We start from the raw sequence: 24,037 nt of genomic DNA, 5'->3' as shown, positions 1-24,037 counted from the left end.
GATTCGGCGCGGTGTCGCGTTGAATCCCGGCGTGGCGGCGGCGTCAGTCGCCCGCCGCACCGGCCTTCGCGGGGCGTGCGGGCGCGGCGCGCTCGTTGGCCGTCGGCAGCTTCGCGCCGACCCGCTCCCGCCATGCCACCAGCCGGCGGTGCAAGTCGGCGGCACGGGCCGGCTCGCGCTCGGCGAGGTTCCGCGTTTCGCCGGGGTCGGCGGCGAGGTCGTAGAGCTCGAGGCGGCCATCCTCGAAGAACTCGAGCAGCTTCCAGTCGCCGGCGATGATCGAACCGACCGGGGTCGTCCGCCACGTGCCACGGCGCTCGTCGGCGCCGAGGTAGCCGGGGAAATGCTGGTAGATCCCGTCGCGGTCGAGCGTCGCCCGGGGATCACGGAGCAGGGGCACGAGACTCACGCCGTCGAGCCGCTGCGCCGGTGGCCGCGCGCCGGCGATCTCCAGGAGCGTGGGGAACACGTCGACGTGGATCGTCGGGACGCTGCAGGTCGCGCCGGCCGGCGTGACCCCGGGCCAGGAGACGAGCAGCGGGACGCGCGTGCCCCCTTCGTAGAGGCTCCCCTTGCCGCTCCGCAGGGGAAGGTTGTCGGTCACGCCACCCGACTCGCGGAGCCCCTCGCGGACGTAGCCACCGACGCCGCCATTGTCGCTCGAGAAGATCACCACCGTGCGCCGCGCGATCCCCGACTCCTCGAGCTGGCGGCGGATTCGCGCCACGCTCTCGTCGACGCTGGCGATCATCGCCGCGTAGACCGGGTCGTGGTGGCCGCCGACGGCGGGGAGGTCGCGGAACCGCGCGACGAGATCCTCCTTGGCGTCGTGGGGCCCGTGGACGGCGAAGTGCGGGACGTAGAGGAAGAACGGCTCCGCCGCATGGCGGCGGATGAAGTCGCAGGCCCGGTCGGTGAGGAAGTCGGCGAGGTACTCCCCTTCGGGATGGTCGACCGGCGGCTTGGTCACGAAGCCGAAGTGCTTCCCCATTGTCACCAGCGCCTCGTCGAACCCGCGGGCCAGCGGATGGTGGTCGTCGTCGTCGCCGAGGTGCCACTTGCCGAACAGTGCGGTGGCCCGCCCCGCCCCGCGCAGGGCGTCGGCGAGCGTCTGGCGGTCGAGCGGCAGCTTGACGACGTTGTCGACCGGCCGTAGCGGCCGTGCCGACCAATCGAACCGGTCGATGCCGCCGACGGTGTAGACGCCGGTCCGTGGCGGGTACTGGCCGGAGAGGAGCGCCGCACGGGTCGGCTGGCAGTTGGGGCAGGAGTGGTGCGACAAGAACCGCATTCCGTCGGCCGCGAGGCGATCGAGCGCCGGCGTCCGGTAGTAGCCCGAGCCCTGCACCGCCAGGTCGGTCCAGCCGAGGTCGTCGGCGAGGATGAACACGACGTTCCACGGCGCGCCGGTCGCGTCGTGCGCGGCGGCCGAGGCCGCCGGTGGCGGGTATTCGAGCGCCTCGGTCTCGCCGCGGATCACCGCCAGGGCATGGGCGGCGATGTCGCCGGGGTAACGGACGGCGGCGGGGCGCTTCTCCGCGGGGTCCTGTTCGGGCCGGGCGAGGAACCGGGCGAGGACCGGCGCGAGCGGCGCCGCGGTCCTGCCGAGCCGGTCGACGACGTTGCCGGCCGCGACGGCGCACCACGGATCGGGCCCCTCGATCCGCCGACCGAGTGCCGCCAGGGCCTCGGGCACCGCACCGGCTGCGGCGAGCCCCTCGGCGGCGGCCACCTGGACCGGACCGCTCGGGTCGTCGAGGAGCGGGCGCAGCGCCGCGGCGAGGCGACCCTGGAGGTCGGCATCGCGACCGGCGCGCTTGGCGAGCATCGCCAGCCCCTGCGCGGCCCACCAGCGGACCGGCTCGGCGGAATCGGCACCGAGTGCCGCGAGGCGCGGGAGCGCCTCCGCGTCGCGCTCGGCCGCCAGCCAGGCGGCGTCGAGCGCGCGCACCGCCGGGAACCGGTCTTCGTCACGGGCGGCGGCGAACCCCTCGGACGCCGAGCCCTCGGGAACGAGGCCGTTGTCGCGGATCCGGCGCATCTGCCCGCGGAGCGCCCCGCGGAGGCGCTCGAGCGTCGCGGCGTGCGCCGGATCGGCGGCGAGGTTCACCGTGCTGCCGGGGTCGGCATCGATGTCGTACAGTTCCTCGGTCGGCTTCTCGCCCCAGTAAGCTGCCGTGGCGGCGGTGAGCGTGCCGGCGCGGGCCTCCCGGGCCCACGAGCGGTAGCCGCGGGCGCGGAACATGTAGGCCAGCGGCTGGACGAAGGGGAGGTCGGGGCGGAAGTTGCGGATGTAGAGCCAGCGCCGGTCCATCACCGCGCGGACCATGTCGAGCCGTTCGTCCATCCGGTCGCGCGTGGTGAACACGTACTCGTTGGCAACGCGGGACGGCCCGGCGAACGGCCGGCCGGCGAGCGCTTCCGGGATCGGCACGCCGGCGAGCGCCAGCACGGTCGGCGCGAAGTCGACGAAGCCGACGGGGTCGGCGATCCGGCTCCCCGGCGCCGCGGGGGCGAGGTGGGCCCACTTCGGCGGGAAGCGCACGATCAACGGCACGCGCGTGCCGCTGGAATGGAGGAAGCGCTTGCTCCGCGGAAGGACGCCGCCGTTGTCGCCGTAGAAGAACACGATCGTGTCGTCGGACTCCCCCGACGCCTCGAGCTCGGCGAGCTTCTCGGCGATCTGCCGGTCGAGCAGCGCGATCCGGTCATACTGCCGTGCCAGGTCGGCGCGCAGCTCGGGCGTGTCGGGCAGGTAGGGGGGGAGCGTCACCGCCGCCGGCGGCGTGGCCGCGAACGGCAGCTCGTCGGTCTCGGGAAACAGACAGCTCTCGTGGGTCGTCTCGTGGTTGAAGACGGCGAAGAACGGGCGCCGTGGATCGGCCCGATCGCGGTAGGTGGCGCGCTTCGACGAGGCGTCCCAGGTCGCGGCGAGATCGAGCGCGGTGTTGTAGTCGGTCTTGGCGTTGTTGGTGGCGTGGTAGCCGGCGCGGCGCAGCAGCTCGGGAAAGCCGGCGACGCCCGGGGGAAGCGTGGCGCTTGCGCGCATGTGCTGGGCCGGCCCGCAGGCGGCGGCCGGCAGCCCGGTGACGAGCGTGAACCGCGACGGCGCGCAGACCGGCTGCGCATAGCAGCGCTCGAAGACGACCCCCTCGGCGGCCAACCGGTCGAGCACCGGGGTGCGGGCGAGGGCGTCGCCGTAGCAGCCGAGGCGCGGGGGGAGATCCTCGGCGACGAGCCAGAGGATATTGGGCCGCTCGGCAGCCGCGGCCGGCACGGCCACGAGCAGCACCGCCGCGCAGGTAAACAGCGCCCGGGGAATCCTCATCGCGTCTCCTTGCCGGCCGGGGCCGGCTGGTCGGCGAACCGGAACGGGTCGTCGAGCCGCTCCATCTCGGCGAGCAATTCCCGCTCCAGTTCCGCACGCACATTCGCGACGGCCGGGTCGGCGGCCCGGTTGCCACCGGGCACCCGGCCAAAGCGCCCCGTGAGCGCCGTGACCTCGGCCCCAGCATGCTCGGCGAGCAGTTCGTGCGGATTGGCGGCGAGGTCGAAGAGCTGCGTTTCGACGACCGCCGCGGGGCCGGACTGGTACTTGACCAGCTTCCAGTCGCCGCGTCTGAGGCTGCGGATCCCGGGCTTCGCCCCGCCGCAGTAGGCGCCGTAGAGGCGGTCGCGCACCCGGTCGACCTCGCCGCGGAGCACCGGGAGGAAGCTCCGCCCCTCGTTCGTCGCGGGGACGAGGATGCCGGCGATGTCGCAGGCCGTGGCCAGCAGGTCGAGGAGGTAGACGTTGCCAGGGGCACGCGACCCGGGGCGGACGCCTGGCCCCTTCACGACCAGCGGGACGCGCCAGGTGTGCTCGTAGAGGTTCTGCTTCCCCTGGAGGCCGTGCCGGCCGATGGCGATGCCATGGTCGGAGGTGTAGATCACCCACGTGTCGGCCAGCTGCCCGGTCGCCTCGAGCCGGTCGAGGACGCGGCCGAGCTGGGCGTCGATGTTCGCACTGCAGGCGAACTGCCTGCCGATCTCGTTGCGGATCGTGCGCTCGTCGCGCCGCTCCCACACGCCGCTGACGGCGATCTCGTCGCGGACGCGCATGTCGGTGTCGTCGAAGGGATGGCGCGGGAGCCAGTTGACCGGCAGCGGCGGCGCACGGGCCCCGGGCGCCGGGAGCGTGGCAGGGTCGGCGTGGTTGGAGGCGCCGTAGCGGGCGAGGAGCTCCGGCGTGCCGTCGCGCGTGTCGTGGGGATGGGAGAAGCCGAAGAAGACGAAAAACGGATCGTCGTCGCCCGCCGCCGCGCGCCCGTCGAGCCAGGCGAGCACCTGCTCGGCGTGCCAAGCGCTCCCGTCGTCGGCCGAGCCGCCGCGCTTCGTGGCGTCGCGCCGCGTCGTGAACAGCCGGTCGGCCCCCTCGTAGCTGTTGCCCTGCTTGCAGGTCCGCATCGTGTCGTAGCCGGCCCGGTTGAAGACGGCGGCCAGCGACTGCTCGGCGATGTCGGGGGGACAGCGCGCGGGCCCGGCGGGCGCCGCGCGGCGGCCGCCGGGGCCGATCGGGAGGTGCCACAGTGTTCGCCCGGTCATCAGCATGTGGCGGCTCGGCGTGCACACCGCCCCGGAGAACGACCCCATGTGGTAGGCGGCGTCGATCACCATCCCCCCGCGCGCCAGCCGGTCGATGACCGGCGTCTCGAGGCGCGAGGCGGGGTCGTAGCAGCGCAGGTCGAACGGCGACTGGTCGTCGACGACGACCAACAGGATGTTGGGACGCCGACCGGTGCCGGCGCCGCGCCGGGCGCGGGCAGCGGCGTCGGCGAACGGCAGCGGCCAGTCGGGATGGGGAACGTGCTCTCGGTCGAGGAGCGCCTCGAGACGGGCGACGATCTCCGGCCGCGCCGCTGCCAGGTCGTGTGCCTCGCCGGGATCGGCCGCGAGGTCGTAGAGCTCGGTCGGCCGCGCCTCGTCGGCGCGGTCGCGGCCGGCAGCGCGGCGGATCGCCTTCCACTCTCCGTCGCGGCCGGTGGCGAGGACCGCCTGCCAGCGCGCCTCGGTGAGCTCGCGGTACAGGATCCGCTCCGCGGGCGCTGGCGCGGCGCCGGTGAGCGGCCCCGCGAGGCTCGTGCCGTCGAGCCCGGCGGGAATCCGGTCACCGAGCCCGGCCAGGTCGAGGAGCGTCGGCAGCCAGTCTTCGCAGCCGGTCGGTGTCTCGATCCGCCGGCCGGCGGGGATCCGCCCGGGCCAGACGACCGCCGTCGGCACGCGCAGGCCCCCTTCGTATGGCGAGCCCTTCCAGTCGCGCAGCGCCCCGTTGCTCCGCAGCCGCGGCGTGTCCAACCCACCGACGCCCGGCATCGTCGCGCCGTTGTCGCTGGTGAACACGAAGATCGTGTCGTCGGCCAGGCCCAGCTCGCCGAGGAGGGCGACCAGCCGTCCGACCTCACGGTCGAGCCGCGTGACCATCGCCGCAAACGTCGCCAGCGGCCGGCGGCAGGGAACGTAGCCCTTGCCGCCGAGGTAGGGGGTCTCGTCGGCGAAGACGCGCTCGTACTCCGCCAGCGACGGTTCGTCGGCGGGCACCTGGAGGGCGACGTGGGGCACCGTCGTCGGGACGTAGAGAAAAAACGGCTCGGCGGCGTGGGCGCGGACGAACGCCAACTGCTGCTCGGCGATCAGGTCGGCCGAGTAGGTCGTGCCGAGGAAGGGGGCAAACGCCTCGCGTCCCGGAGGGGGATCGGCCGGCACCGTACCCCCGCGCGGGACGGCGGGATTGTCGACCGCGACGCGCTGGCGGTCGCTCCACAGATGCTGCGGGTAATAGGTATGGGCCTCGCGCTGGCAGTTGTAGCCGAAGAACCGCTCGAAGCCGCAGTCGAGCGGCTCGGAGCCGCTCCCCGGCGCCCCCAGGCCCCACTTCCCGAACGCGCCGGTGGCGTAGCCGGCGGCGCGAAACAGGCCGGCGAGCGTCGTCGTGCCCGGGGGGAGCGGCGCCTGCCCTTCGGGTTTGACCTCGCGGTTGCTGCGCACCGCGCCGTGGCCCGGATGCCGGCCGGTCATGAGCACGCAGCGGCTCGGCGCGCAGACGGCGCTGCCGGCCCAGTGGCGGGCGAGCACCGTGCCGCGGGCGAACAGCGCGTCGATGTGCGGCGTGCGGATCTCCCCGGCGCCGAGGCAGCCGAGGTCCCCCGTGCCGAGGTCGTCGCAGAGGAAGAAGACGACGTTCGGCGGCCGGGCCGCGGGGGCCGCGGCCACCGGCACTGCCTGGAGCGCGCAGCACACCGCGGCGGCGAGCAGCGGGATCGAACGGCTCATGCGGCGGTTCTCCACGGAGGCTTCAGCGGTTCCCCGGCCGCTCCCCGAGGAGCATCCCTTCGATCGCCGCCTCGACGGTCGGATGGCGGACGCCCGCGGCACCGGGATGGACCAGTTCACACGCCACGCCGACCTCCGCGAGGCGTTCGGCGAGCTTGACGCCGAAGTTGGCGGTGTGCGTCGGGTCCTTTTGCTCCTCGCCGAGGGCCGGCGGCGCGGCGTAGTAGAGGGCGACGGGCGGATCGTCGGCGGAGACCAGCGCGTAGGGCGAGTACTCGGCGATCCAGGGGAGGATCCGCTCCCGGGCCGCGAGGAACTCGGCGAACTGCGCGTCGCGCTGCTGCGGATCCCTCATGAAGCCGAAGGCATGGCCGCCGTAACGGCTGTTGGGGGTCCAGGCCTTCATCTGCGCCGGATCGAGCGTCGTCTGGGCGCCGGTGACGGCGGCGCCAAGGAGGCGCGTCGACTGCCGGGCCACCGGGTCGGCGGCGGCCGGATCGGCGAGGTCGTCGTGGAACGCCAGCCACAGGCTCGTGCACGCCCCCGCCGACCCGCCGCTGGCGACCACGCGCCGGGGGTCGATGGCGAATTCCGCCGCCCGGTACCGGATCGTCTGGAGCGCGCGGGCCGCGTCGTGGAGCGGGGCCCGGACCGGCGGCTCGATGCCGGCATCCATCGCCTCCTTGATGAACCGGTACTCGACGCTCGCCACCGAAATCCCCTTGTCGAGCAGCGCCGGAAGCATCGGCGCCAGGCCGTTCAAATGCTCGCCGGCGTTCCAGCCGCCGCCATGGATGAACAACAGCAGCGGCGCCGGCTCGGCGGCGCTCGCGCCGGGGGCCGACCAGAAATGGAACACCTGCTTGGGATGGTCGCCGTAGGGGACGTCGGCGCGCGACGGCGGCGGCGCTGCCGCCGCTTCCTTCGCCTTGCGGCGCTGCGCGGCCGACTGCCGCGCGGGCGCCGGCGGCGGAGGCGCATCGGCGCTCACGGTCGCCGCCGTCGCCTCGGCGCCGAACTGGCGGACGAACGCCGTCTTGAACGGATTCTCCGCCGGACCGTCGCGGTCTTCGTTGACCAGATCGCCCTGGACGCTCCGCCACCAGTCGAGGTAGGTCGTGATCAACCGCGCACGGAGCGCCGGCTCGCGGGCCGACAGGTCGGTCGTCTCGCCGGGATCGGCCGCGGTGTCGAACAGTTGCCACGATTCGTCGCGGCCGCCGACGTTGACCAGGCTCCATCGCCCCTCGCGGACCCGGCAGTTGGCCAGGGCGCTGTCGGCCGCCTTCCCGCGCTCCCAGCGGCCGACGTGGGTGAACAGCGCCCGGTCGGGCCACGGCGCGCCCCGATCGAACAGCAGCGGCACGAGGCTCCGCCCCTCGAGCCGGCCGGCGACTTCCGCGGGGATCTCGACTCCGGCCAGTTCGCAGAGCGTCGGCAGGACGTCGATGTGGGCGGTGACGGCCGGAACGTCGACGCCGGCCGGCAGCGTCTTCGGCCAGCGCCACAGGCTCGGCACGCGCGTCCCGCCGCGCCACGGGCTCCCCTTGGCGCCGCGCATCCCGGCGTTCCACACGGTGTGGCCGGTGGCGGAGCCATTGTCGGTCGTGAACACCACCAGCGTGTCGTCGGCGATCCCCCACTCGTCGAGCTTGGCGAGCAGCCGGCCGACGTTGGCGTCGATATTCGCAATCATCCCGTAGAACTTCGCGATCGCGGCGCGCTTGCCGGGATCGGCGCGGCCCTGGTCGTCGAGCGCCGCGAGGTAGGGTTCGTCGCTCCCCGGCGGGCAGTCGAGCGGCCCGTGGGGGGCGTTGGGGGTGAGATAACAGAAGAACGGGGCTCCCGAACCACGGCGCGAGTCGATCCATTCCAGTGCCGCGTCGAAGAACACGCCGGTGCAGTAGCCCTTCGTCTTCACGAACGTGCCGTCGCTGCGGACCACCGGATCGACGTAGCGGTTGCCCGGCGCGTCGCCGCAGCTCCCGGGATAGCTCTGGCCGATGCCTCCGGCGCCGTGGATGAAGACGCGGTCGAAGCCGCGCTTCCCCGGCTGGCGGTCGTCCTCGTCGCCGAGGTGCCACTTGCCGAAGATCCCGGTCGCGTAGCCGGCGGAGCGGAGCAAATCCGGCAGCGTCGTCGCCCCGGGAGCGAGCCGCTCGCGCTCGAGGATCGTGTGGGTCACGCCGGAGCGGAATTCGTGGCGGCCGGTCAGGAGCGCGGCGCGCGTGGGGGAGCAGGTCGGGCTGGCGTGAAACTCGGTCAGCCGCACGCTCTCGGCGTGGAGCCGGTCGAGGGACGGGGTGCGGATCACGGGGTTGCCGTGGGCGGCGATGTCGCCGTAGCCCTGGTCGTCGGTCATCACGTAGATGATGTTCGGCCGCCGCCCGGGGCGCGCCGCCGCGGGCGGCGGTCGGTCGGGCAGCGTGTCGTGGGGGCGCGTGCCGGTGCCGACGCGGTGCGTAAGCGAGTCGCCGAGCTCGGCGCGGCAGGCCTCGGCGAAACGCTCGAGCCGGTCGACCACGTCGGGATGCGCCGCGGCGGCGTCATGCCGCTCGCCGGGATCGGCGTCGAGATCGAACAGCATCCGCTCGACCGGCAGCGCCTTGTATTTCCCCGGGGTGCCCCCTGCCCCCGGTTCCTGGCCGGCCATCGTCCGCGCGGTGTGGGGGAGCATCAGCTTCCAGTTTCCCTGGCGCACCGCCTGGAGCTGGTTGTCGGCGTACCAGAAGCCGTAGGACGCCTCGGCAGCCCGGGGATCGGCCGCGCCGCGGAGGCTCGCCAGCCGGTCCTGGCCGTCGATCGGCCGACCGCCGACGAGGCACCGGCCGGCGGCGTCGTGAGGCAGCGCGGCGCCTGTCAGCGCCGCGATCGAGGGCAGCAGGTCGATCGTCATCAAGGGCGCCGTGCAGGTGCTGCCGGCGGGGATCACGCCCGGAAGCCGCGCCACGCACGGCACGCGCACACCCCCCTCGAACACCGTCCCCTTCCCCTCGCGCAGATCGCCGGCACTCCCCCCATGGTCGCCGTAGGAGAGCCAGGGGCCGTTGTCGCTGGTGAAGATCACCAGCGTGTCGTCGGCATGGCCCGTGCGCTCGAGGGCCCCGAGCAGGGCGCCGACCGAGGCGTCGATCTCGGTGAGGACGTCGCCGTACAGCCCGTCGGCGGACTTCCCGCGATGTGCCTCGCCGGCGAACAGCGGCACGTGCGGCATCGAGTGGGCCAGATACAGGAAAAACGGCTTGTCACCGCGGCCAACGCGCTCGAGAAAATCGACCGCCCGGGCGGTGTAGCGCGCGGTGAGCGTCGCCTGGTCCTCGGGGCCGACGTCGGCGTCGACCACCGTCTCGCCGTCGAACAGCGGCAGCGGCGGGTAGCTTCCCGGCTTCGCCTCGGGGTGGTGCGGCCACATGTCGTTGGAATAGGGGAGCCCGAAATACTCGTCGAACCCGTGGCGCGACGGCAGGAACGGCGGGTGGTGGCCGAGGTGCCACTTGCCGACGGCGGCCGTCGCATAGCCGCGCGCCGCGAGCAGCTCGGCAAGTGTCGTCTCGGCGGCGGCGATCCCATGGCGGGCGCTCGGGCCGAGCGCCCCGGCGATCGACACCCGGTTGGGATAGCAGCCGGTGAGCAGCGCGGCGCGCGACGCCGAGCAGACCGGCTGGGCGACGTGGAAATCGGTGCAGCGCGTCCCTTCCCTGGCGATGCTGTCGATGTGCGGCGTGGCGGCGCGGGTGCCGCCGTAGCAGCCGAGGTCGCCGTAGCCGAGATCGTCGGCGAACACGATCACCACGTTCGGCGGTCGTCGCGGGCTGCCAGGCGGTGCCGGCACCGCCGCGGCCGGCGGCACCGTGGCCGGCGGTTCGGCCGCCAGCGCCGCGCACTCCGCCGCGGTCTCCTCCCAGCGGCGGGCCAGCGCCGCGACGCGCTCGGGCTGTTCGCCGGCGCGGTCGTGCGTCTCGCAGCGGTCGGTGGCGAGATCGTAGAGTTCCCACGGATCTCCCTTGGCGGCGACGAGTTTCCAGTCGCCGACGCGCACCGCGCGGTGCCCTTCATGGCACCACCACAGGCTCTCGTGCGCCGGCGGCGCCGCCGCATCGGCGAGTGCCCGGAGGAAGCTGCGGCCCTGCAACGGTGGCACGGCCACGGTGCCCCCGGGCTGTGCGGGAGGCGGGTCACGGGGCGGGATCCCGGCCGCTTCGAGGACCGTCGGTGCGACGTCGATCAGATGCACGGGCTGTGTGCGTAGGCCCCCACCGGTGCCGATCCGCGCCGGCCAGTGGACGATCCACGGCGAGGCGATGCCCCCTTCGTGGACCCAGGTCTTGTGCCGACGAAACGGCGTGTTCGCACAGCTCGACCAGCCCGGGCCGAGGCAGAGGAACGTCGGCCGGGAGCCCGGCGCCGCCGTCCGATCGTGCCCCTCGCCACGGACCATGATCTCGGCCGAGGCGCCGTTGTCGCTGGCGAAGATGATGAGCGTGTTGGCGAGCCGGCCGGCGGCTTCCAGCCGGCCGATGATCCGCCCGATCTCGCGATCCATCGACTCGACCATCGCGGCGTGGATCGCCATCTTCCCCGCCTGGAACTCACGCTGCTCGGCCGTGAGCGAGTCCCACGGCAGCGGCCTGTCGATCTCCCCCGGACCGAGCGCCTCGAACGCCTTGGGAAACTGATATGGGGGCCCGATCGCAGGCTCCATCGCCGCCGGGACGGTCGTCACGAGCCCCGCGGCGGCGATCCTGCCCTGACGCTCCTTCTGGATGGCGTTCCACCCGGCCCGGTAGCGGGCCCCGACGGCGGCGATCCGCTCCGCGGGTGCCTGGAGCGGAAAGTGTGGCGCGGTGAAGGCGACGTAGTGGAAGAAGGGGCTGGCCGCATGGTCCCGGAGGTGCTCGTCGAGGCACGAGACCGCATGGTCGCCGATGGCGGTCGTCGCATAGAAGTCCTCTCCGGCGGTGATCGGCTGGCCGCCGTCGGTGATGCCGGTGGCGTCGAAGAAGTTGCTCTGGCCCTTGCCACCGACGTCGAGCGAGCGGGCGAACCCGCTGGCACGCGGATCGCCATCGACGTGCCATTTGCCCGAGTGGTACGCGCGGTAGCCGGCCGGCGCGAGGAGCTGCGGCAGCAGTTTCGCCCACCGGGGTCGCGTGCCCTGGTTGCCGCCCTTGCCGCCGCCCGCAGCCGGGCCAGCTCCAACCGGCAGAGCGTCGCGGTTGACCGACTGGGCGTAGTACCCGGTGAGCAGCGCCGCGCGGCTCGGCCAGCAGCGCGACGTGGAATAGCCCTGCGTGAACCGCACGCCGCCGGCCGCGAGACGGTCGAGTTGCGGCGTGGCGATCTCACCGCCGTAGGCGCCGACGTCGGAGAAGCCGAGGTCGTCGGCGAGGATCACGAGCACGTCGGGGGGGCGGTCGGCGGCGCGGGCCGGCGGTGAGCCACCGTCACCAGTGGCTCCGGCGCCGACGAGCGCCGCCACCAGCGCCGCCATGCGACCACACCGTCGCCGCCATCGGTTCATCGTCTGTCCTCCCAGGGCTGCGGACGGTATCGACGGTCAGCGGCTCACGGTCGCCGCCTTCACGTCGGCGCGCGGCGTGAACCGTTCCGCCACCAACCCAGCCAGCTCGGCCACGGTGGCGGCATGGGCCGGATCGGCGGCGAGATTGGTCAGCTCGTGTGGGTCGGTGTCGTGGTCGTAGAGTTGGCGGCCGGTCGTCGTGCCCGCGGCATCGTGCCACTCCGTGTAGCGCCAACGGCCGCGGCGCACGCTCTGCCCGCCACCCCCGGGGTTTTTCGCCCCACCGCGCGTCACCTGCGTGAAGGCCGGACGGTCGGGAAAACCGGCGACGTCACCGCCGTCACTCACCAGCGCCCCCAGGCTACGGCCATCGAGCCCCGGCGGCGGCGCGACTCCGGCCAGGTCGCAGAGCGTCGGCGCCAGATCGATCAGTTCCACGGTGTGGTCGCGCACGCCCCGGGCCCCACCCGGCGCCGCGATCACCAGCGGCACCCGGGCGCTCTCCTCGAACAGGCTCATCTTCTGCCACAGCCCGTGCTCGCCGAGGTGGTAGCCGTGGTCGCTGGTGAAGACCACGATCGTGTCGTCGGCGAGGCCGAGGCGGTCGAGCGCCCCGACCACCTTGCCGACCTGCTCGTCGACGAAGCTCACGCTGGCGCGGTAAGCCTGCAGCGCCTCCCGGCCGAGATCCCCGACGAGCCGGACCTGCTCCTTCTTACGGCTGCCGAGCGCCGCGGCGGGCACGTGGGCGTCGTGGTCGGCGGGCACCTCGGGAGGGAGGACCGAGTCGAGCGGGTGGCGGGCGAAGAATTCCTTGGGCGCCACGTAGGGGGTGTGCGGCCGGTAGAAGCCGACGGCGAGGAAGAACGGCGTCTTGTCGCGGGCGAAGGCCTCGAGCCGGCGCTCGGCATGGGCCGCGCCAATTGCATCGGTCTGCTCGGCGGGATCGCCGTCGGCGGCCAGCCAGCTCACCGTGCCGCCGAATTGGCCGGGCACGAGCGAGAAGATCCGCCCCTCGTCGGCGACGTCGCGCCCCTTGGGATTGAACACCGCGTCCCAGCTCTGTGGATCGTCGAGGCCATCGGTACCGATCTGCCGGGGCACGCCGTAGTGGTAGAGCTTCCCGACCCGCTCCACCCGGTAGCCGGCGGCGCGGAACGCCTGCGGCAGCGTCACGATCCCCGGATCGACGGTGCGGAAGTGGACGGTGTTGTCGAGGACGGTCGTCCGCTGCGGCCGCCGTCCGGTGAGCATGCTCGCCCGCGACGGATTGCACAGCGGAAACTGGCAATACGCGCGCCCGAAGCGCACGCCCCGCGCTGCCAGGCGATCGATCGCCGGCGACTTCGCCGCGGCGTCGCCATACGCCCCCAGCGCGCAGCACAGGTCGTCACACATCACGAGGAGGACGTTCTTGCGGCCGCTGGCAGCGGCCTTCGCCGGCGCATCGCGGATCTCGTCGAGGAGCTTGGCGTAGCCCGCCTTGCGTTCCTCGGCGTTCTGCGTCCGCAGGGCCACCAACTGCGGCCGCCAGCGCCGGGCCCAGCCGGGATCGGCCTTGATCCGCTCGTCGGCCTTGGCGCGGAGCGCCCCATGATCGGCGCTGGTGGCGGCGCAGGCGGCGGCGACGACACTGCGCAGGTATTCGGCCGCCTGGACCTCCGGATTGGGCGTGGCCGGGGCGTCGAATCTCCCCAGCGCCCAGGCGATCCCCTCGACGAGATGCTTCTGGAACGTCGGGTCCTTCCAGGTGGAGTCGTTGTGGCCGAGGTTCGTCGAGAACAGCCGCCCCTTGCCGACTTCGCGGATCCAGCTCACCGGGACGTGCCACGGTTCCTTCGGGTTGCTCGCAGCCATGTCGAGGCTGAGCAGGACGCGGACGTTCTCCGGCACGTAGCGCTGGTCGTACTGGTAGATCTCGTCCTTCCAGCGGAAGCGCTCGGGAAACATCGCCACGAGGCGGTGGCCCGGCTCGTCGACCACGAACCCGTGTTCGCCCCCGGCGTTCCACGGATGGCCGGCAAACGCCCCGCCGATGAATTCGACGTAGGCATCGGAGCGCTTGAGCGTGTCGGTGGCGGCGTGGACGCCGATGAACGCCTTCCCCGACCGCACCCAGTCGAGGAACGCCGGCAGATCGGGGATCGGCAGGTCGTCGCCGGTCGTGCTCGCGAAGATCACGCCGTCGAACTGGGCCAGCGCCTCCGGCGCGAACGCCTTGGCGAACTGCTCCTCGAGTCCCGCAAACCACGCCGCGTCGGCGGCGCCGTGGCGCGCGAGCGCCTCCTTGTGGGCCGCCTGCTGCTTCTCCCAGTCGGCATCCGCCGTGCCGTCGGCCCGCTTCGGCTCCGGCGGCCGCCCCGGCCGCCCCGGCGGCAGGCGGAGGAAATCGACGTGGAACAGGCCGCTCTCCCGGCCGAGCTGCTCGAGGACCGGCTCGGCGGTGGCGATCGACCCGTGGCGAAAGCCGGTGGTCACCGTCACCACCAGCAGGCGGGCCGGCTCGGCGGCCCGCGCGGCCGTGGCGGCCACCAGCAGGGCGCCGACGACGGCTGCACCCCGGCAGCGGGAACGACGCAGACGGTTCATCGACAGCCTCCTGGAATCGGCACGGGGAAAACGACGCCGGCGGTCAGGTGCCGGCGATGCACCACAGGCTGTCGTGCGTCCGCAGGTAGATCCGGCCGTCGACGCACACCGGCGTGGCGACGGTCATCTCGTCGACACTGCCGCCGCCGATCACCTTGAAGCCGTCGGCGACGTCGATCACCGCCGCCGCCCCATCCTCGCGGATGACGACGAGCCGGTCGCCGACGAGGACCGGCGAGGCGCTGTAGGCGTTGCGGTTGCGCTCGACGTCGCCGCTCCACACGGTCGTGCCGGTGGCGGCGTCGAGGCAGGCGACCGTCCCCTTGTCGGTGCAGACGTAGACCTTGCCATCCTTGGCCGTCGGCGTGGGGACGTCGGCGCCGAGGTCCTTCCGCACCCAGGCGACGTGCGTCGTCGTCACGTCCCCCGTCCCGCCGCGGCGGATCGCGGTCAACGTGCTGCCGCGGGCGTACGGGGCGATCACGAGGTCGCCGGCGATCACCGGCGAGGCGATCGAGCGGAAGAACCGTTCGCCCCCCGGATTGAGCCCGCCGACGCGCCACAGTTCGCGGCCGTCGGCGGCATCGTGGGCCGTGACATGGTCGGCGCCGAGGACCACGAGCATCTCGGCCGGTTCCCCCTTCGCGGCATCACCGGCGACGACCAGCGGCGTCGAGTAGCTCTGCGCCGCCTCCTCCGGGGCGCCGAGGAGCCGGTCTTGCTTCCAGAGCAGTTTGCCCGTCTGCCGGTCGAACGCCGCCAGGTAGCTCGGGCCGCTTTGCATCACCGCCACGACCACCGCCTTGGCCGACAGCACCGGCGACGTGCCGAGGTCCCACCACAGCGTGTCCTCGCCGAACTGCTCCTGGAGATTCGTCTTCCACACCACCGCGCCGTCGGCGAGATCGAGGCAGGCCAGCTCGCCACTCTTGAAATAGACCCACACCTGCCGGCCGTCGGTGACCGGCGAGGAGTTGGCCCCGGTGGCTTTCTTGTGCTTCCCCGCCTTGGCAGTGCCGAGGCTTCTCCGCCACGCCGCCTTGCCGTCGCGCGTGTAGCACAGCGCGGCATCCTGGCCGTCGATCGTGCAGGTGAGGACGAGCCTGTCGCCCCACACCGCCGGTGTGCTCGCCCCGAAACCGGGGAGCGCGACTTTCCAGCGGACGTTCTCGGTCGGGCTCCAGCGGGTCGCATACCCCGTCCCCGTGGCGACCCCGTCACCCGCCGGCCCGCGCCAGTTGGGCCAGGTGCCCGCCGGGGGCGCCTCGCCCCCTGCCACGCTCGAGAGCGTGCACACCGCCACGCACAGCCAACCACCCGAAACGCCGCGGCGCACCATCTCACTCTCCTCCCCCGGGGTTCGCCGGCGACGCCGGCGGAAACGGATTCCACCATGCGTCGAGCACGCCCCGCAACTCCCGCACCACGTCGGGGTGACCGCCGGCGACGTCGGTCGCCTCGGTCGGATCGGCGGCGACGTCGTACAGCTCGCTCTGCCCGCGCGCGAGCCTAACGCGCGATTCGGTGTCGACCAGCCGCCCCTCGGGCGGCACCGTCGCGGCGGGCCGGTCGGCCGACACCGGCACGATCAGCTTCCACTCGTCGCGGACGACGAACCGCCACAGCAAGCTCCGCGCCGGGTCATCGGCGTCGACGAGCGTGTGGGTGAAGCACTCGCCGAACACCTCCTTCCGCGCCGCCACCGCGGCCGGATCGAGGAGATCGACACCCCGCAGCCCGGCCGGTGCCGCCACGCCACAGGCGGCAAGCACCGTGGGGAGGATATCGACGCTCGACACCGGCGTCGCGCACGAGCCCGGAGCGATCCGCCCCGGCTGGCGGAGCATGATCGGCGTCCGCAGGCCGCCGTCGTAGGGGGAGAGCTTGGAGCGCGGCGCGAAGCGCGGGTTGTCGGGCGATTGGATCCAGCCGTTGTCGGTCACATAGACGACCAGCGTGTCGGCGGCGAGCCCCTCGCGGTCGAGGAAGTCGAGCAGCTCACCGACCGTCCGGTCGAACCGTTCGACGTTGCCCCAGTAGCGCGCCACATGGTCGCTCGGCGCACGCGTGCGGTAGTGCTCGACCAGCTCGGCCGGCGGGTCGTGGGGATCATGGGGCAGCATCGGCGCGTACCAGACGAAAAACGGCTTCCCCGCCCTGTGTGTCGCGCGGACGAAGTCCTCGATCGGCGCCATCGTCTTGCGGCCGATCGCCAGGCCGTCGTCGCCATGGCGCTCGCCGCGCGTCATTCCGGCGGTGAACCCGCCGCGGCGGAAATCCCCCTGCCACCACTTCCCCGTCTGGAGGCTGTCGTAGCCGGCCGCGGCCAGGAGCTTGGGCAGCGTCGGGAAGGCGTCGAGCTTGCGGTTCATCGCCTCGCGGCCGGCGGCGAACGCGGCCTTCGCCGCGGGCGTGGTCCGCGGGCCGTCGGTGCCCGGCGGGTCGTTGCCGACGATCCCGGTCTCGTGCGGGTAGCGGCCGGTGATCAGCGCCGCGAGGCTCGGGCAGCAGAGGCTGCTGGTGACGTAGCCGCGCGGGTAGACGAGGCTCTCGCGCGCCAGCCGGTCGAGGCAGGGTGTGCGCAGGTGCTCGTGCCCCATGAAGCCGTAGTCACGCCAGTGCTGGTCGTCGGAGACGATGAGGACGACGTTGGTCGGCGGCGCGGCGCGGTTGGCGGCGCTGGCGGAGACTGCGACGATCGCCATGCCGAGGCAGGCCACGAGCCGGCAGGCAACGGCGGTCCACCGGGCTATGCCGGAGGTCGGGAAGCAGGCGGCTTGCCTGCTCGGGCTCGACAGAGGGTGGGGTTCCTGAAGACCGAGGATCTCCCGTTTCTCGGGTCGTGTCACCGACGGCGACACCCGGCACATCGAGACATCGGATCCACGCATGACACGGCCCCCCGGAGAGACGACGCCCGGGAGGATTGTCACCGCCCACCCCGGCCGCCGCCAGCGTGCACGCCGGCAACAGTCACGTTGTGGCCGTTGAGTGGGCCGCCATGCCGCGAGTCTGCAAAACCGCTTCGGCGGCAGCCCGGATTCGCTCCGAAGCGACGTCCAGGACACGGGAGGTGTCGATATCGGCGAGAACGGTGATCGAGTCGTAACGCGCTACTCCGCCAGGCGGCAAGCTGCTCGTCGAGCTTTGCGGCAGCTCGGCTGACCTGGGTAGACGTGATATCGAGCCCGCACAGCTCCTCGACGATCTTGGTCACCGTCCTGGCACTGACGCCCTGGACATCCATCTCGGCGATGGCGAGGGTCATCGCCCGCTCGCTGCGGACTCCCCGCTCCAGCGACCGAGGATAGAAGGGTCGGCCCCGGTCGTCGTGGTAGCCGCGGGTCTGCGGAATACGGAGATGCACGTCCCCGACCCGGGTCTTGAGCGACTCGGGTTTGAATCCGTTGGCGTAGCCTCGACGATCGGGCACGCCACGAGACTCGGCCATGGGGTCTGCTCTCGCTCGATCTGCATGGCGTGGTTCATGAGCGTGGCGAAGACTTCGGCGATGGCCGCGGGGCCCAACTCGATCACCAGTGCATTGAGGTCGGCACACGTCGATCCAATACCTTCTTGGTGGGTCATCGCAGGTTTCCCTTTCTTGGTGAGTTAGCACTTCCAAGAAAGCCTCGATGACCCACCTCTTCAACTTGTGGCCCGGGTGTGGGCCTGCCCTCAGCTCGCTACGCTCGCTACGGGCAGGCCCACAGCCAGATTTACAGAAAGAACGTTACACCCGCTTCATGCCACCGAGCATGACGACGACACCGATCCGGCACAAGCTCCGCTAACGTAGTCCTATTAGGCCGCGTTATCATTGGAACAGATCTATAACCGGCCGATACACACGATCACGTGTGTCGTGAACTCCAACACGACGCAGAAGATCCTCGAAATGATCGCTGCCACGAATGCAATGCTCGCCTGCCGCAATTCCGAGTGGAAGAACAAGCAGCACGGGAAGCGCAACAACAAGCCACAAGATGGGTGGCACTCTGCGTCGAGACTCTGACCGTTCTTCGCTCATAGCGTGTGCCGCCTCCGAACGTCACGGTTAACCGGGCCGCGGTCAACCAACTTTGACTTCAGAAACCGCTCGGCCCGCGGCTCCGTGTGCAACGGTTTGTTATCCCCTGATTTCCGTAGTTGCTCCCTTACGACTTACTTAGGGCGAGCCATGCATTCTGTTGTCCGCCAACCATCAGCTTTGCTGCATCCTCCAAATCGACATTTGGCTCATTTGCTAGACAACGTGCAACAATCTGGCCGACCGCATGACTCTTGAGATTCTGTGGAAGAGAATCAAATGATCTAGATGGAAAATCGGGGCATTCCCCCGCGCAAAGCACAGCCTGTTGGAGAAGAGTCCATTCTTTTCGATCAAGTCCAGTGCCGTAAATGTTTTTATTGGCAAGCTTTGCCCTCCTTCTTTGAAGCAAGAGAGCAAACCCGGATAAACCGATGACTGTGGAAACCAACAACGCGAACAGTATCTTGCTTGGCGTCATGTTAAACAACGAATGTAGCGGGGCGAACGCTCCGGTTCAGCGGCGGGCCGCGCAGCGGACCGGCCGCTGCAACCGGTTGTTAGGCGCATCTCGGTGTCGATCCTTCTTGCGATGACAAACGTGCTTGAGCCAAGGCGTCGTCCACTCCTGATGGCCTACTTCCGTCCGCGCATGGCCCAGCCTTCGGCTTCAGCCTGCGCGAACGCGGCGATCTTCATCGCTTCGTCCTCCTCGAGCGTCAAGCGCACCGTCACCGGCGGCGGCCCCTGCGTGAGCGTCATGCGAAGCACGGTCGGGTCGCCCGAGGCGAGCTGCTCGACGATGCCCACAGGACGGCGCTTGCCCCCTTTGCCACTGCGCTCGCCGGCGTAGGCGAGCCAGACGGTCTCGCCTGCGGCGTCGAGCGTGACGATCACCTCGTCGATGCCGACGCGGTTCTTCGGCAGCGCGACGCGGGTGCCGACGCCGGGCATAAGGAAAAACTCGACCGCGCCATTGTCGCCCGCGGCTGCGCAGGTCGCGTCTTCGACGGCGCTCGCCTCGAGTTCGCCGAGCGTGGGCACGGGCTGCGTTGCCGCCTGCTCGGGTGACATCGGCAGAGCTCCAGGCGGCACGAGCAAGAAGAGGAACGCCCCTGCCACAATCCCCACGCCGGCGACTCGCTGAAGAAGCCACATCGGCCGCCGCGTAACCACGCTCGTCGCGGCCGCAGGCTGCCGACGCAGGATGGCGATCGCCCACGGGAACGCGATCACGCTGACCGCGAGCAGAGCGATGGCGATCTCGTTCAATGCCTGCTCGCTCGCCGGCTCGCGGTGCAGGATCATCATGCCCGCCGTCCACAGGCCGTTGACGCTCGCGTGTATGGCGAAGGTCATCAGCACCGAGCCGGTGCGCCACGCGACGACGCCGAGCCACACGCCGAGAGGAAAGATGGCCGCCGCCCACGCCAACTCGCCGTGGCTGACGGCGAACAGCACGCTGCTCGTGAGGATCGACGCCGCAGCTCCCCAGCGCAACAGCAGTCCGCGCTGAAGGAACCCGCGATAGAAGACCTCCTCCACGAATCCCGGCAGGAGCGCGATCAGCAGGACCCACGCCACGCTCCCTCCGCGCGAGCCCTCGCTCCACATCCGCTGCAGGCCGAGGGCGTCGTCGCTCGATGAACCGATCGCGCTTTCTACGAGCCACGCCGCGGCCAGGCCCAGCGCGAACGGAACGACGGTAGCGACCAGCACCACCGCTCCCTGCACGGGACCCAGGCCCGTCGCGCGGAGGCCAAGCCGCTCGTGCACGGGTCTTCGCAGGATGCGGCAGGCGAGCCACGCGCACGCGAGTAGCGCCACCTGTGTTGCGATCACGGTGATCCACGCGAAGGCGTCCGACCTGAGCGCCTCCTGGGCGATCTCGCCGAGCCGATCGCGAGAACTCTCCCCGCCGAGAGCCGCACGCACTGCGGCGACGACGGAAACGACGATCGCAGCGCCCGCCGCTGTCGCTGCCAACGCAACGGTCGCGATCACCCACGCCACCAGCGCGAAGCGGGGCCCGTCACGCCGCCAGCCGGTCCGGTTGGGTGCAGGCGCGGGAACAGGATCGGCGTATGAGTCAGGTATCTGATTCATGGTGTGTACGCAGTCGGCCTAACGCTCCGGTTCAGCGGCGGGCCGCGCAGCGGGCCGTCCGCTGCATGCTGTTGTTAGGCCTCATGGCAAGTCGGAGAATCCAAGATGCGGATCTTCGGGGGCGTTGGGAACCTGTAGCAGTTGTGGACGGGCCTGCCATCGTTGCTCAACCTATTACCTAGCGATCGAGACGGACGCGAAGGCGCCGCGCGCGCTCGCGGAAGGCGGCTTCGCCACCCTCTAGGATGTCGCAGACGGCCTTGCGGATTCCCGCATTCTCCAATCCGCCCGCCTTGTAGCTGATCGGCGGCAGGCCACCCGACGGATGCGGGCCGGCTTCCGCAACAATGACCTGATCCGCGTCGGTGTTGATGACGAGATTGGCGTTGTGCGTCACTATGATGACTTGGCGCTTCACCTTCGCGGCTGTGAAAAGCGAGACCAGCTCGTCGAAGACAGACTTTGGATCGAGGTTCTCCTCGGGCTGGTCGATGATCAGAGGCCGATCGTCTGAATCATCCAGCGCGAGATACAACAGTAGCAAGACGATGCCTCGCGTGCCGGGAGATAGGTTGCGGATATCGACGCCGTCGTAGGATATCTCGTAGCGGACGGTGATGTGTTCGGTGCCGAAGATCCAGTGCGCGAACCGCTTCGACCAGGCTCGAAAATCGGCCTGCTGCGTTGGTGCATAAGGCGCATGGGACAGCAGGTCCTTTAGGTACTTGGCCATGAAGGCTGTCATGGCCGCCTGAGCGTCGGCCGCCGAGCCCGTTTCCCACGCGGGTTTGAGAGCCTCGTTCGCGACGCCAATCAGCGAGCCACGGCCGTAGAAGGGCCCAGTCTTGCGCCGGTCGAGAAGTTCCTCCTCGGCAAAGGATCCCCAGGTGTGGACGTCGGCGATCCTGCGAACCGAGAAGCTGAGCTTCTTGAGCGTTCCCGATGACGCTACAAGCCGCGCCATCAGAGGCTCGTAGAGACCGGCCAGCGCGTTCTGCTCGCTGGTGATAGCCTCGAAAACGCGGCCATACGTGTCCTCGCGCTCTGTCTGGAGGTTCTTCCGGCGGGCTGCAGCGCCTTGCGCATCGGTGAGCCGGACTTTGAGGGCCTGCAGCGCCGAGTTCTCTAGCGCGATGCGGCTGGTCAGCGCTGCATACTGATCGCGCACGATCTTGTCGGCGCTGAACAACGTTTCGAGGCGAGTCATTTCGGCAGCGATGGGCGCTAGCGGCAGCGTCGAGACATCCGCGTCGTCGGCGATCAGCGCGACGTTCGGATCGCCGGTCGGAGGCGCAATGCCCGTCAGCTTGCGGATTTCGCCATCCGCCCACTTGATGTAGGCCGCCAGGCTCTTGTCTACGTCGCCCTTGTAGATGAGCAGGAATTCGTCCCACTGCTGCGCGTTCAAACCGCTGTTCCCATGTCGTTCTTGGGCTTGGCGGAGCAGTTCCGGGGCTCGCGTAGCGCGCATGCTGCGAACTTCGTCCTGCAGGGCGACGAAGGTGCGGCGCCGGTTCCCGAAGGCCTGGATCTCATTGCGAAGCGTCTGAGCCGCCTCGCTGAGCTGGGTGTGTCGGGCCACCTGTGCTTCGGTGCCCTTGACGACGAGCTTCGCACGATCGGCCGTGTAGTCCACGATCAGCTTCGTCTTCTGCCGGACCTGCGTTGCCAGGCTGGCGACAAGGGTCTCTTTCTCGAACTCGGTGGCGATGCGTTCCGAGATGTCGGAGATCGCCTCGGCTTCGCGCTCGCGCGCCTGCTGGAACCGTGAGGTGTGCTGGTCGCGCAGCTCGGCAAAACCGAGTGCCCCGTCTCGATCGTCCTGTGAATGTGATTCAAAGATCACGCGCTCGATCTCGTCGACCAAGCCATCGGAGACACCCCTCGCCGAGCAGAGCTCCTCGACGAACTGCTGGGACAGATACCTGGCACGCGGAAACGCCGTAGGATCGTTGGCGTCGCTGCCATCGAGTGAGCGCGTGACCGTGGCGCCGTCGTCCCAAGTCAGTGACGCCTTCGCGCTCCCGATGAGCGTGCGCGCTCGAGCCAGGAAAGATGGGCTGATGTTCTCGTCCGCATCCCAGCCGGCGGGCTTGATCGCGTCGCAGCCTGCGGCGATCACGTCGACCAGGGCCGTCTTTCCCGAGCCGCGCGCGCCGATGATGGCAACAAGTCCGGGATTGAGAGGAATATCGGGCGTGGTGGCCCAATCCGCATCGTTGATCCTGACGTGCGAAATGACCTGCGAAGGCATGGCCGAACGTGGCGGCCGCTCGGAGACGAAAGCGCGGCCTTCGGGATCGATGCATGCCTGACGGAGAGCATCAAACTCCAGGGCACCCTTGATCCATGACAAGCGACCTTCGACGGGCTGGCCTACGGATTGCTGGTCATGGGAGTCGCTGCCGTGGAGACAAGGCTTGCACCCGTCATAGCGTGCGCGCAACTCCTCCACCGTCGCGCTGCGCTGACCGATCCAGAATTCGCGCTGTGCAGGACTGCTCGAAAAGATGATGTGGGCGAACTTCTCGATTTCCTGACGCACGGTGGCGTCGGCGGCCTGGCGCATGCCAGACGTGCCATCCCCGGCGCCGCCAGCGACGGCGATCAAGATGTTCTTCTTCGCCCATTCGCTTTCGCCGATGACCTTGCGCAGTTGATCAAAGTTGACTTTGAACTGCGTCGCACCGTGTCGGAGCGCGGTGCCGTCATCGGTGATTGCCGGGTCGGCACGCTTGCCCAGCTTGATCAGCTCCTCGCGTGAGCAGTCGAAGCGATCGTCGAACGCGTGAAATTGCAGTCGATTCAGGATGCGCTTCACCTCGGACAGGTGGTCGAGATCCTCGGGGCTGACCAGCATGTGGACGTTCACGAAGCCGGACCTCGCGGCCACATCCAGGCGCAGTTCGATGTTCGGGAAGAGCAGCATCACGCCGGGCAACCGGCCGGCGGCCTTATGCTTGAGGAACTCCTGGTAGGTATCGGTGACGTAGTAGTCGGTGACACCGATCGCCTCTATCTTCGGCGTTAGGCCTTCCAGCGTCGTCAGATAGGGCTCCCAGGGATCGGTCGCACCGAACTGATTGTTGAGGATCGTGCCGGGCGCGTGGATATGCGGCTCCCATCGGTGCCATTCCGAACCGCGACTGATCATGAGCATCCCTTGGTTCTGTGTTTGCTCGTGTTCATCGGCCTTCTCATTCCTTTGTGGGCCGAACGGCCGCGTTGACCGGGCCGCCGCCAATCAACATTGACTCCACGAACGACGCGATCGGCGGCTCCGCGTCCAACGCCTTGTTATTTGGTGTGTCTATTTGGATTTATTGAATCCTAAAGGCTGCAAGCAGCTCACGCCCTTCGAGCGAAAGATGCGTGATTTCCTGCTTTTCCCATGCGTTTTCCAATTGATCGAAATCATACGGATCGCTTGCAAGCAGTGCAGTGGGAAACGCGTTCCGATAAAACTCATCGTCTAAAAAATT

At 70.2% G+C, this 24,037-nt stretch carries 9 protein-coding genes; all 9 read right to left on the bottom strand.

Going from position 1 to position 24,037, the window contains the following annotated elements; translation table 11 throughout:
* Positions 1 to 43 precede the first annotated feature (43 nt).
* The gene (locus FJ309_11305; GenBank protein MBM3955183.1) at positions 44 to 3,328 is read right to left on the bottom strand and encodes a DUF4976 domain-containing protein; all 3,285 of its coding nucleotides are present in this window, start codon (positions 3,326 to 3,328) and stop codon (positions 44 to 46) included.
* Positions 3,325 to 6,309: a hypothetical protein gene (locus tag FJ309_11300; GenBank protein MBM3955182.1), complete on the bottom strand. Its 2,985-nt coding sequence runs from the start codon at positions 6,307 to 6,309 to the stop codon at positions 3,325 to 3,327. Before FJ309_11300 ends, FJ309_11305 begins: the two co-directional genes overlap by 4 nt.
* A gap of 22 nt (positions 6,310 to 6,331) precedes the next feature.
* Positions 6,332 to 11,830, bottom strand: coding sequence for a hypothetical protein (locus FJ309_11295; protein MBM3955181.1), 5,499 nt, complete (start codon positions 11,828 to 11,830; stop codon positions 6,332 to 6,334).
* 36 nt (positions 11,831 to 11,866) lie between these two features.
* Positions 11,867 to 14,419 (bottom strand): hypothetical protein, encoded by a 2,553-nt coding sequence (locus tag FJ309_11290; GenBank protein ID MBM3955180.1) that lies wholly within the window; start codon positions 14,417 to 14,419, stop codon positions 11,867 to 11,869.
* A 43-nt stretch (positions 14,420 to 14,462) separates the two neighbouring features.
* Complete coding sequence (locus tag FJ309_11285; GenBank protein ID MBM3955179.1) at positions 14,463 to 15,758, bottom strand: hypothetical protein; 1,296 nt, start codon at positions 15,756 to 15,758, stop codon at positions 14,463 to 14,465.
* A 1-nt stretch (position 15,759) separates the two neighbouring features.
* Positions 15,760 to 17,124 carry a sulfatase gene (locus FJ309_11280; GenBank protein ID MBM3955178.1) on the bottom strand — a complete coding sequence of 455 codons (1,365 nt, stop codon included), beginning with the start codon at positions 17,122 to 17,124 and terminating at the stop codon, positions 15,760 to 15,762.
* 224 nt (positions 17,125 to 17,348) lie between these two features.
* Positions 17,349 to 17,870, bottom strand: a complete 522-nt coding sequence (locus tag FJ309_11275; protein MBM3955177.1) for a hypothetical protein — start codon at positions 17,868 to 17,870, stop codon at positions 17,349 to 17,351.
* A gap of 1,215 nt (positions 17,871 to 19,085) precedes the next feature.
* Complete coding sequence (locus FJ309_11270) at positions 19,086 to 20,555, bottom strand: CPBP family intramembrane metalloprotease (GenBank protein MBM3955176.1); 1,470 nt, start codon at positions 20,553 to 20,555, stop codon at positions 19,086 to 19,088.
* Positions 20,556 to 20,733: 178 nt separating this feature from the next.
* The gene (locus FJ309_11265; protein MBM3955175.1) at positions 20,734 to 23,709 is read right to left on the bottom strand and encodes an ATP-binding protein; all 2,976 of its coding nucleotides are present in this window, start codon (positions 23,707 to 23,709) and stop codon (positions 20,734 to 20,736) included.
* Between the last annotated feature and the right edge of the window lie 328 nt (positions 23,710 to 24,037).

This window comes from Planctomycetota bacterium (assembly GCA_016872555.1).
Taxonomy (GTDB): domain Bacteria; phylum Planctomycetota; class Planctomycetia; order Pirellulales; family UBA1268; genus F1-20-MAGs016.
This window is presented reverse-complemented; position numbering and strand designations above follow the sequence as displayed.